This window comes from Pseudomonas sp. LY-1 (genome assembly GCF_053502595.1).
Genome location: NZ_CP094353.1, coordinates 2,924,259 through 2,934,985, shown reverse-complemented (window position 1 = coordinate 2,934,985; position 10,727 = coordinate 2,924,259). Strand labels below are relative to the sequence as shown.

Here is a 10,727-nt window from a genome sequence, read left to right as displayed (position 1 = left end):
TAGGAATACTCCGAATCAGCAGCCAAACTAAATGCATCAAAGGAATAATCATAAACAATATAATCAGTTATTTTAATAATTACCATATAACCAAAAAGAACTTCACAGCAGGTTTTTATGGGAATAACGTTAACCCCTCACCGACCCCTTCTCCAGGCGGAGGTAGCCGAACCCTTTCTTGATCTGCCTGGAGCCTGTATCCCATGGTCTTTGCCTCCCCGTTCAAACGCCTGCTCCTGGGCACCGCACTGGCCTTCGGCCTGAGCACCGGCGCCCATGCCGCCGACCTGCAACCGCTGCGGGTGGCCAATCAGAAATCGACGATCAAGGCGCTGCTGGAAGTCTCCGGCGAAGCCAAGAATGTGCCCTATGAAATCCAGTGGGCGGAATTCCCGTCCGCCTCGCCGCTGGGTGAAGCCTTGAATGCCGGCGCCGTGGATATCGGTGCGTTGGGCGATGCACCGTATGTGTTCGCCCTCGGTGCCGGTGCGGCGCTCAAGGTGGTCAGCATCATCCACGCCGACGGGCGTAGCACCACCGCCCTGCTGGTGCCGAAGGACTCACCCATCAAGACCGTGGCGGACCTCAAAGGCAAGCGCATCGTGACAGGCCGTGGCTCCATCGGGCATTACCTGGCGATCAAGGCGCTGGCCAGCGCCGGCCTGACCACCCAGGACGTGCAGTTCATTTTCCTGCTGCCCAGCGAATCGCGCCTGGTGCTGGACAATGGCAGCGCCGATGCCTGGTCGACCTGGGACCCCTACACCACTGTGGTCACCTCACAAAGCCAGGCGCGGATCGTGGCCAGCGGCAACACGCTGTTGAGCAACCACCTGTACCTCGCGGCAACCAGCCAGGCCATCAGCGAAAAACGCGCGCAGCTCGACGACTTTGTCGCACGCGTCGACCGCGCCTACGCCTGGGCCAATACGCACCCCAACGAGTACGCCGCCGCCCAGAGCAAAATCACCGGGCTGCCGCTGGCTGTGCATGTGGCCGTGGCCAAAGAAACCCACCTGACCCCGGTGCTGATTGACGACGCCGTGATCAGCGGCCTGCAAGCGACCGCCGACACCTACCAACAAGAAGGCCTGCTGCCCCGGCACATCGACGTATCGCAGGGTTTCGACAAGAGCTTTAACGCCAAGCGTGCCCCCCAAAACCAAGCATCGCGTTAACAGGAGCAGAACATGAGCAAGCCACGTCAATTGAAACTCGGCGCCATGGTCCACGGTGTCGGCCACGGCTGGGGCGAATGGCGCCACCCACAGGCGCAACCGAATGCCAGTACGAATTTTGCGTTCTACAAGCAGCAGACTGAACTGGCCGAAACCGCCAAGTTCGACTTCGTGTTCATCGCCGACAGCCTGCACATCCATGCCAAATCCAGCCCGCATTACCTCAACCGGTTCGAACCGCTGACCATCCTCTCGGCCCTGGCCGCGTTGACCACGCATATCGGCCTGGTCGCCACCGTCACCGTCAGCTACACCGAGCCCTACCAGGTCGCACGCCAGTTCGCCTCGCTGGACCACATCAGCGGCGGCCGCGCCGGCTGGAACGTGGTCACCTCGTGGCTGAGCGGCACCGCCGATAACTTCGGCAAGGCCGAGCACCCGCCGCATGCGGTGCGCTATCGCATCGCCAGGGAACACCTGAATGTGGTCAAGGGGTTGTGGGACTCCTGGGAAGACGACGCCTTTGCCTACAACAAGCAAAGCGGTGAGTTCTTCACCCCGCACAAGCTGCACACGCTGAATCACCAGGGCGAGTTTTTCTCGGTGAAAGGCCCACTCAACATCGCCCGTTCGCGCCAGGGCCAGCCGGCGATTTTCCAGGCGGGCACCTCGGAGGACGGGCGCAACTTCGCCGCCGAGCATGCTGATGCGATCTTTGTGCATGTCGACAGCATCGAAGACGGCCTGGCCTACACCCAAGACCTCAAACGCCGCGCCACAGGCTTCGGCCGCGACGCCGACAGCCTGTCGATCCTGCCGGGTATCCGCCCGATTGTCGGCCGCGACGCCGCCGAAGTGGAACGCCGCTATCAGCAGGCAGTGGACCTGGTAACCGTGGAAGATGCGATTGTCGCCCTCGGTCGCCCGTTCAACGACCACGACTTCAGCCAGTATCCGCTGGACGAACCGTTCCCCGAGTTGGGCGAGCTGGGTTCCAACAGCCAGAAAGGCGGCTCCGACCACATCAAGCAACTGGCCCGGGACAAAGGCCTGACCCTGCGCGAAGTGGCCTTGCATTTCTCGCGGCCCAAGCGTGATTTTGTCGGCACCCCGGAGCACGTCGCCGATACGATCCAGACCTGGTTCGAGACCGGCGCCAGCGATGGTTTCATCGTCAATTCGGTGCTGCCCGATGGCTTGCAATACTTCACCGAACGGGTGGTGCCACTGCTGCAACAGCGCGGTCTGTTCCGCAGCGAATACAGCGGCCAGACCCTGCGCGACAACCTCGGCCTGGACGTACCGGCCAACCGCTACAGCGTCGCCGCCGAGGTCGAAGCACAGCAGGAGGCATTGGCATGAGCGAATCCTTCCACAACGGGGAGCCAGCCCGCGCCCCGATTTCTGACCGAGTCCACGCATCATGACGTCATCCTCGCCACCGTCCTTGCGCGCCGTGGAAGTCGCCAACTTCGACGCCCTGCTCGACCGTCTCAGCGCCGAACTGGCCGGCAGCGCTCAGCTTTTCGACGAGAGCAGCGCCTTCCCCCACGCCAACTTCAAACGGCTGCATGAACACGGCCTGCTCGCCCTCACCGTGCCCAAGGCCCTCGGTGGCGGCGGCGCCAGCCTGGCCCAGGCACGCAAAGCCATCAGCGCGATTGCCAAGGGCGAACCCTCTACCGCGCTGATCCTGGTGATGCAGTACCTGCAACACACGCGCCTGCAAGACAGCAAAACCTGGCCCGCGCACCTGCGTGTAAAAGTCGCCGAAGACGCGGTGCGCCACGGTGCGTTGATCAACGCGCTGCGCGTCGAGCCGGACCTCGGCACCCCCGCCCGCGGCGGCCTGCCGGCGACCACCGCAGTGCGCAGCCCTGAAGGCTGGCGCATCAGCGGGCGCAAGCTCTACTCCACCGGCAGCCACGGCCTGAGCTGGTTCAGCGTGTGGGCGCGCAGTGACGATGCCGACCCGCTGGTAGGCGCCTGGCTGGTCCCCAAAAACAGCCCCGGCATAAGCATCATCGACAGCTGGGACCACCTGGGCATGCGCGCTACCTGTAGCCATGACGTGGTGTTCGACAACGTGCTGGTGCCGCTCGACCACGCCGTCAGCGTCAGCCCCTGGAGCGCACCGCAGCCGGAACTGGATGCCGAGGGGTTGCTGTGGATGTCAGTGCTGCTGTCGTCGGTGTATGACGCCGTGGCCCAGGCCGCGCGCGATTGGCTGGTGAACTGGCTGCAAACGCGCCAGCCGTCCAACCTCGGCGCCGCGCTGGCGACATTGCCGCGTTTCCAGGAAACCGTCGGGCATATCGACACCCTGCTGTTTGCCAACCGCAGCCTGCTCGACGCCGCCGCCGAAGGGCATACCCCGGCCGGCAATGCGGCGCAGTTGAAGTACCTGGTGACCGGCAACGCGATCCGCGCCGTGGAGCTGGCGATCGAAGCCTCGGGCAACCCCGGCCTGTCCCGCCACAGCCCGCTGCAGCGCCACTACCGCGACGTGTTGTGCAGCCGCGTCCACACCCCGCAGAACGATGCCGTGCTGCAAGGCGTCGGCAAGGCGGCCTTCGCCCAACGGCAGAAGGAACGCACATGAGCAAGGGCACCACCCTGAGCATCCTCGTCTGAGGTGCGCTCGGCCAACGCCTGACTCGGTTAAAAAAATGTGGCTGAGGCCTTGTGTCGGCTGGCCAATCTCATTTGATGCGGTAGTGAAAGGTATTGCGCACCGCCGGCACCGCTACCGCCTTGCCGTCAACGATCCTCGGCTGGTAGCGGAAGGTATTCGCCGCCGCCAATGAAGGCCGGATAAACAGCGGATGACAGCCGTCCAGCACCTTGGGGTTTTCCACGCGGCCCAGGGAGTTGACGGTGTACTCCACCGAGCAATCGCCTTCGATGTTTTTGTCCAGGGCGCGTTCGGGGTACTGCGGTGCTTCTTTGCTCAGCGGCAAGTATTGGCGACTGTCGAACGCCGGGGCTGGAGCAGGTGTGGCAACCCGCGCGGTTTCAGCGGCCAGCCGCGCCTGGTTCAGCCGTTGTTGCTCCAGCTCGCGGTTGTGCTGTTCGGTGGCCTGGCGTTCCTGTTGCTGTTCAAGGCGCTTTTGCTCGACGCGCTTACGCGCCAGGGCCGCTTTCTCCAGTTTTTGCGCCTGGATCTGCGGGTCGAGGGTGGGTTTCACCGGCGTCGGCACCACCACGGGCTCCGGCGGTGGCGGCGCCACCGCCAGCGCTTCAGGCAGCGGTTCAGGCACGGGGGCCGCGGCCGGCGGCAGCATCACCAGTTGCGTATGCATCACCTGCGGCGCTTGCACCATCGGCTTCTGCGGTGACCAGCCCAACATCAGCCCGGCCACCACACCCACATGCAGCGCAACGGCCAGGCTCGCCGCCAAGCCTTTGCGCCACCACCCGCTGCAATCCCGAGGCGCCATCACCAGGCTCGGACTGTGCATGATGATCGCCGTCATTGCGGGGCCTCGGTCACCAGCCCCAGGTGGCTGACGCCGCCCTTTTGCAACACCGCCATCGCCGCGACCACGCGCCCATACCCGGCGTCTTCGTCAGCGCGGATATAGACCTGGGTGTCACTGCGCGCCGCCACCACTTGCATGACCTTGGCGCCCATGTCCTCCAGGCTCACGGCGCTGTCGGTCTGGTGCTGCGTGTCCAGCTCGTCGCCGAGGTTCCAGTAGTAACTGCCGTCGGCCTTTACCGACAACGTGAGGATCTGCTGGCGGGTGTCGGTGGCCAGCGCCTCGGCGGCGACCTTGGGCAGGTCAATCTTCACGCCCTGGGTCAGCATCGGTGCGGTGACCATAAAGATCACCAACAGCACCAGCATCACATCGATATACGGCACCACGTTCATCTCGGCCTTGGGCCCGTGCTTGCGTTGCGGCCTGGTTAACATGGGCTTGCTCCTGTTCAGGCGGCCGTGGCCAGGTGGGTCGGCATGCCGCTCAGGCTGCGATGCAGGCGCACTTGCAGTTCATTGCCGAAGGCGTAGTAGCGGGTGAGCAGCGTCTGGCTGCGCGCCGAAAAGCGGTTGTAGGCGATCACCGCCGGGATGGCGGCAAACAGGCCGATGGCCGTGGCGATCAAGGCTTCGGCGATGCCCGGCGCCACCGTGGACAGCGTGGCTTGTTGCACCTGGGACAAGCCGAGAAAGGAATTCATGATGCCCCACACCGTGCCGAACAGGCCGATGTACGGGCTGACCGAACCCACGGTGGCGAGAAACTGCAGGCCCTTTTCCAACTCGATTTCCTGCGCGGTGATCGCCACCTGCAAGGCGCGCTCCACCCCTTCGAGCACCGCCGGATCGTGGCTGTGCAGGTGCTGGTATTCCTCGACCCCGGCGATAAAGATCGGCGCCACGCCGCCCTCGCCCGCCTGCACGGTGTCGCGGTACAGCGCCTGCAGGTCCGGAGCCGCGCGAAAGCGCGGCAAAAACCCGTTCAACTGGCGCTCCAGGCGCCGCAGCACACTGCCGCGCTGGAGAATCAAGTACCAACTGAGCAAGGACGCCAACAGCAGCGTGACCATCACCGCCTTGACCAACAGGCTGGCGTCGCTGATCAACCCCCAGATCGTCATATGTTCCATCGTCGCGTGCATGGTGGTGAACTCCTATTCGATTAAAAAGTGATGACCGGGTGATGACGGCTTACGGCAATTTCAGCGCGCGGGTCACATCGCGCCAGGGCACGAACTTGAAGTTCTGGGTTTGCTCGGGCATGCGCTTGCGCCCGTCCTGCACCACCAGCATGCCTTGGCTCCACGGCCCGCCGAGGTTGACGGCGGTGACTTCGAGGCCATCGGTTTCCGACGCCCCATCGATCCCGGCCTCAGCGTTCAAACCGACGCGAAAGGCGCCGTGGGCGGCGAACGGCGGTTCGGCATCCACCACCAGGTAGCTGTCATTGCCTTGGCTGGAGATCACCAGGTAATCGCGCGCGCCGCTCTGGTACAGCGCCAGGCCCTCGACATCCGCGTGCAGTTGCGCGCCGACCTTGATCACGCTGGTCAACGTCGCCGGCTGATCGGCTCGGGCGTCCACCGCCCAGACGCCGACATCTTCTTCACCGATGAACAGGCGCTGACGCTGGTCATCGGCGACGCAGCCTTCGGGTTGGCTGTCGACCTTGAACTGGCGCACCAACTCGCCCTGCACGCGGCCAGCCGGCGCGCTCAAACGGTATTGCAGGAAGGTGCCGTCCTTGCCGTTGGCGATTGCGTACAGTTCACCGCTGGCCGGCTGGAACAGACAGATGCCGTAGATTTCCTTGAGCGGCGTCGGCACTTCGCCGGCTTCGCGCAACTCGCCGCTCTGACGGTCGATGCTGAACAGGCTCAGGCTGTTGTGATCGCGATTGCTCGCCACGGCGAGGTCGACGGTCTGTTGGCCGAGCTTGAAGTTGGGGCGGACATCGACGTTGTTCAGGCGCCCCACCGCCAGCTCCTGCAACAGCTTGCCGTCGAGGTCGTAGGCCAGCAGGCCTTGTTTTTTGTTGGTGCCGAGCACGCGGCTCTGCGCCGGTCGTTGCGGGTGAATCCAGATCGCCGGGTCGTCCGCCGCATCGCCTTGGCGCCCGACCGGGTCGGTCTGGCGCTGGGCGGCGACTTCCGGCAGCACCGGCAGCGGCGCGACGGGCGTAGCCTGCCACGTCAACTCGGCCTGATAGAGGTTGCCGCTGTCGTCGTCGCGCAGCAACAGTTGCCGGCCTTTGATTGCCAGGTTTTCCGCCTCCTGCACACCCGGCAGGTGCAGGCTCGGCTGGGCCACCCAGCGCTCGCCGTCCTGCTGGAACAGCTGCAGTTGCGCGGTCTTCGGATCAAGCGCGACCAGCCCACCCGGCACCAGCGCCATGGCCCCGGCGGCGCGCCCGGGATTGTCGAACAGCGCCACCGGGGTGCGTTTCACCTCGGCTTCCGGGTGCGCCGGGTAGGCCCACCAGCCGACGTTTTCTTCGTTCACCACCAGTTGATGGGTCGCATCGTCCACCTGGCAGAACTGCGCCGACGGCGGCAGCGGCAAGCCGCGCACACGCTGGGGTCGGGCCAGCAACGTCGGGCCATTGCCCACCAGCCATTGCTCGCCCTTGCCCTCTTCGCCCACCAGGAACACAAACAGGTTGGCCGCCGAGTCGCGATACAGGCACACGCCGTTGACCGGATAGTCGCGGGTCGGCAGGTACAGCGGCGTGCCCCAGCGTTTGCCGGCGCTATCCAGGCTGATCAGCATGGCCTGCTGGCGTTGGTTATCCAGGGTCGCCACCAGCACCTGGGCACCGGCGGCACGGCTGTCGAGGCTGCTGAAGTTGCCCTTGAAACGCGCCAGTTCGGCGCCTTTTTCGTCGAGCAGCAACAGGCCGTCGCGGGTGCTGGCGGCCAGGCGTTCGGGGCCGTTGGGCAGGAAGGCCAGCGCCTCGGCGTTCAGGTTCGGCGCCCAACGCGTCAGGGCCAGGTCGGCGGCCAGCGCATGGCCGCAGGTGGCCAGGGCCATCAGCAGGTATAGCTTGGAAAATCTCATGAACAGGCAAATCCTTCGAAAACGATGAACAACCCATGTGGGAGGGGGTTTGCTCCCGATGGCAGTGGTTCGGCTAATGAATCCGGCGACTGACATACCGCTATCGGGGGCAAGCGCCCTCCCACATTCGGATTGAGGTGTTGGTTAAAAATGGGTGAAGGTCAGGCCGAGCTTGTAGGTCGGGCCGTACTCTTCGTACTGGCCGTTGTAGCTGCGGTGGCCGGTGTAGACGAAGTACGACTCGTCGGTGAGGTTCTGCGCCTCAAAGCTGACTTGCAGGTTCTTGGTCAGCGAGTAGCGTGCGCTGAAGTCGACAAAAGTCTGTGCGTCGACGTGCAGGTCGTGGGCCTTGTCGTTGATCGAGGCCAACTCATACAGGTAGGCCGATTTGTAGTTGGCCGACACGCGCAGGCTGAGCTTGTCGTTTTCCCAGCCGAGCATCAGGTTGCCGACAGTGTCCGACTGGTTGGGCAAGCTGATGTTGCGTGTGCGGTTGCCGCCGCTGGCCGCGTCGAAGCCTTCGATATCGGCGCTGGAGCGGCTGAACGTGGTGTTGGCACCGACCAACAGGCCGTTCCACGGCGCGGGCAGCCAGTCGAACTTTTGTGAGTAGGCCAGTTCCAGGCCATAGAGCTTGGCGCTGTCGCCGTTGGCGTAGGTGTGGGCCTCGGCGAAGTTGGTCCAGGCGCCGGTGCCGGCCACGTCGGTGTTGTAGACAAAGTGCTTGATGTCTTTGTAGAACACGAACGCCGACACGGTGCCTGCGCGGCCCATGAAGTGCTCGATGCCCAGGTCGAGGTTGCTCGACTCCAGGGGCTTAAGGTCCGGGTTGCCGAAGGTGGCTTCGTCATCGTCGATCACGAACCCCGGCGCCAGTTGGCCAAAGGTCGGGCGCACCACGGACTTGGTCCAGGCCGCGCGCACCTGGGTGTTCTTGTCGATCTGGTAACGCGCATGCAGGCCCGGCAACCAATGGTGATAACGCCGCTTGGTCTCGGTGGCGCTGAACTGGCCGTCGGTGGCGCCGGTGCCTTTGGCTTCGAACTCGGTGCCTTCGTAGCGCATGCCCGCGATGAAACGCCAGTCGTCGATGTCGATGGTGTTCATCAGGTAGCCGGCGTTGATGTCCTCGCGGATGGTGAAGTCGTTGACCCGGGATTCGGTCTCGTCATAGAAGTCATCACGGTTGAGGCTGCCGATCAGCTGCTTGATACTCCCCGCGCTGATACCCGGGCCGTAATTGCCGAGACGATAGTCGACGCTGCCCTTCTGGAACCGGGTGAGGTTGAGTTGTTCGTCGGTGAAGCCCAGGTCGTCGAAGTTCTTGTAGACCCAGGCTTCCAGGTCGTTGTCCTTGTGCCGACGGCTGACCTTGCCGCCGAACTTGATCTGGGACGCGTAGCCGCTCAGGTCGTAGTCGCGGGCCAGGTCCAGGCGCAGGTTTTTCTCGGTGTCTTGGGTGTTCTGTTTTTCCCAGTCGACCTTGTCCAGGGTGAAGTTGCTCGCGTCGTAGAAGCCGGCGCCGACGATCGGGCGCGGTTTGTCTTTGTCGTAGAAGCCGCTGTCGGCAAAGTCGCCGCCATCGAAGGTGGCGCCGGCGATATGCGCCGGGCTGTCTTCGCTGGATTGGCTGTAGCCGGCCTGGCCGCTGAGGGTCCACAGGCCGAGCATGCGTTCGCCGCCGAACACGTAGGACTGGATTTCCTGGGTTTCCTCACGGTTCTTCAACTTGCGCTTGCCCTCGGCCACACCCAGCTCGCCAGGGGCCTGGGGGTCGGCAAACTCGAGGCTGGCGGCGTTGCGGGTCTCGGTGTCGGTGTAGCGGCTGTAGAGGGTGCGCAGGTAGTAGCTGCTGAGGTCATCGGGCTTGTAGTCGAAGTTCAGGCCACCGCCAGCGCGTTCGCGGCTGATGTCGTAGTCACGCTGTTCGAACTTGTTGAGTTTGGCCCCCTGGCTGAAGTCCCAGGCGCCGCCGGTTTCGACGTTGTCCGAGCCGAAGTCGCGCTTCTGCCAGCTCAGGGCCGCAGCGACGCCGAAGTTGTCGATACCATCGCCGAGGCTGAAGCGGTTGCTTGCCGCGCCGGAGAATTTCGGGCTGGTCTGGCGCGTGTTCTTGTCGTAGCTGGCCTCGGTGCTGCCGGTGTAGAACAGGCCTTTGTGATCGAACGCCGACAGGCTCTTCACATCGACGGTGCCGCCGAGGGAGTTGGCGTCCATGTCCGGGGTCAGGGTCTTGATCACCGACAGCGACTGCACCAGCTCGGAGGGCAGCACATCGAGGGCCACGGCGCGACGTTCGCTTTCGGGCGACGGCACCAGGGTGCCGTTGATGGTCACGCTGTTGAGGTCCGGGCCGAGGCCGCGCACGCTGACGAACCGCCCTTCGCCCTGGTCGCGCTCGACGCTGATGCCGGGCAGGCGCTGCGCGGCTTCGGCAACGTTTTCATCCGGCAACTGCGCCACGCCGTCGGCATGCACCACGCTCTTGATGCTGTCGGAGGAGCGCTGCTCCTTGAGCGCCTGGTCGATGGCGGCCGCCTGGCCGACCACGTCGACGTGCTCGGTGTGGGTGGCGTCGGCGGCCTGGAGCCGCTCGCTGGCCATCGCCAGGGCCAAGGCGGTGAGCGTAAAGCTGACGAGCCCGGTGCGCTTGTACATGAAGTCCTCCCCAAGAGTCCGTTGGCGCCAGGCAAGAGGCCCGGCAACTGGGAGGGCACGCTAGGGCCGGGGGATGACGGTTCTGTGACAGGGGTTGGCCGCAAGGCCCGTAAACCGGGAGTTTTGCCTGGTTCTCAACGTGGAATGAGCCGAAATGACCTCTGGAGGTCAACGGTGGGAGGGGGCTCGCCCCCGATAGTGGTGGGTCAGTCAATAGATAAGCCATCTGGCACACCGCAATCGGGGGCAAGCCCCCTCCCACCGTTGGTTTTCATCGCGTGTGGGGTGAGCTGATTCGACCCTCCCCCAGCGTCATCCAATCGTCACATCCATCTGCTGTGCTGGCGCCC

At 64.2% G+C, this 10,727-nt stretch carries 8 protein-coding genes; 3 read left to right on the top strand and 5 right to left on the bottom strand.

Features of this window, described 5'->3' with window-relative positions; all coding sequences use genetic code 11:
- Nucleotides 1–203 precede the first annotated feature (203 nt).
- The 3 genes from MOQ67_RS13580 (at nucleotide 204) to MOQ67_RS13570 (ending at nucleotide 3,780) form a co-directional block, all read left to right on the top strand.
- On the top strand, nucleotides 204–1,178 hold the full coding sequence (locus MOQ67_RS13580) for an ABC transporter substrate-binding protein (protein ID WP_046488508.1): 975 nt from the start codon (nucleotides 204–206) through the stop codon (nucleotides 1,176–1,178).
- A 12-nt stretch (nucleotides 1,179–1,190) separates the two neighbouring features.
- Nucleotides 1,191–2,540 carry an LLM class flavin-dependent oxidoreductase gene (locus tag MOQ67_RS13575; protein ID WP_046383850.1) on the top strand — a complete coding sequence of 450 codons (1,350 nt, stop codon included), beginning with the start codon at nucleotides 1,191–1,193 and terminating at the stop codon, nucleotides 2,538–2,540.
- A gap of 61 nt (nucleotides 2,541–2,601) precedes the next feature.
- Nucleotides 2,602–3,780: an acyl-CoA dehydrogenase family protein gene (locus tag MOQ67_RS13570; RefSeq protein ID WP_198718418.1), complete on the top strand. Its 1,179-nt coding sequence runs from the start codon at nucleotides 2,602–2,604 to the stop codon at nucleotides 3,778–3,780.
- Between the two features lie 100 nt (nucleotides 3,781–3,880).
- Here the strand turns inward: MOQ67_RS13570 and MOQ67_RS13565 are convergent, their stop codons facing one another.
- The 5 genes from MOQ67_RS13565 to MOQ67_RS13545 form a co-directional block, all read right to left on the bottom strand.
- Nucleotides 3,881–4,654, bottom strand: a complete 774-nt coding sequence (locus MOQ67_RS13565) for a TonB family protein (RefSeq protein WP_448675938.1) — start codon at nucleotides 4,652–4,654, stop codon at nucleotides 3,881–3,883.
- Nucleotides 4,651–5,097 carry a protein TolR gene (gene tolR / locus MOQ67_RS13560; protein ID WP_046383853.1) on the bottom strand — a complete coding sequence of 149 codons (447 nt, stop codon included), beginning with the start codon at nucleotides 5,095–5,097 and terminating at the stop codon, nucleotides 4,651–4,653. The genes MOQ67_RS13565 and tolR overlap by 4 nt, the downstream gene beginning before the upstream one ends.
- 14 nt (nucleotides 5,098–5,111) lie before the next feature.
- A complete protein-coding gene (gene tolQ, locus MOQ67_RS13555; RefSeq protein WP_046383854.1) occupies nucleotides 5,112–5,804 on the bottom strand; it encodes a protein TolQ in 693 nt (230 codons plus the stop codon).
- 49 nt (nucleotides 5,805–5,853) lie between these two features.
- Nucleotides 5,854–7,719, bottom strand: coding sequence for a phytase (locus MOQ67_RS13550; RefSeq protein ID WP_198718416.1), 1,866 nt, complete (start codon nucleotides 7,717–7,719; stop codon nucleotides 5,854–5,856).
- Between the two features lie 144 nt (nucleotides 7,720–7,863).
- The gene (locus tag MOQ67_RS13545) at nucleotides 7,864–10,377 is read right to left on the bottom strand and encodes a TonB-dependent receptor (protein WP_102618574.1); all 2,514 of its coding nucleotides are present in this window, start codon (nucleotides 10,375–10,377) and stop codon (nucleotides 7,864–7,866) included.
- Nucleotides 10,378–10,727 lie beyond the last annotated feature (350 nt).

Bases quoted from the DNA above. Each gene is read 5' to 3' on its own strand.
- tolQ (WP_046383854.1), bottom strand. From the start codon at position 5,804: ATGCACGCGACGATGGAACATATGACGATCTGGGGGTTGATCAGCGAC.
- MOQ67_RS13545 (WP_102618574.1), bottom strand. From the start codon at position 10,377: ATGTACAAGCGCACCGGGCTCGTCAGCTTTACGCTCACCGCCTTGGCC.
- MOQ67_RS13550 (WP_198718416.1), bottom strand. From the start codon at position 7,719: ATGAGATTTTCCAAGCTATACCTGCTGATGGCCCTGGCCACCTGCGGC.
- MOQ67_RS13580 (WP_046488508.1), top strand. From the start codon at position 204: ATGGTCTTTGCCTCCCCGTTCAAACGCCTGCTCCTGGGCACCGCACTG.
- tolR (WP_046383853.1), bottom strand. From the start codon at position 5,097: ATGTTAACCAGGCCGCAACGCAAGCACGGGCCCAAGGCCGAGATGAAC.
- MOQ67_RS13565 (WP_448675938.1), bottom strand. From the start codon at position 4,654: ATGACGGCGATCATCATGCACAGTCCGAGCCTGGTGATGGCGCCTCGG.
- MOQ67_RS13570 (WP_198718418.1), top strand. From the start codon at position 2,602: ATGACGTCATCCTCGCCACCGTCCTTGCGCGCCGTGGAAGTCGCCAAC.
- MOQ67_RS13575 (WP_046383850.1), top strand. From the start codon at position 1,191: ATGAGCAAGCCACGTCAATTGAAACTCGGCGCCATGGTCCACGGTGTC.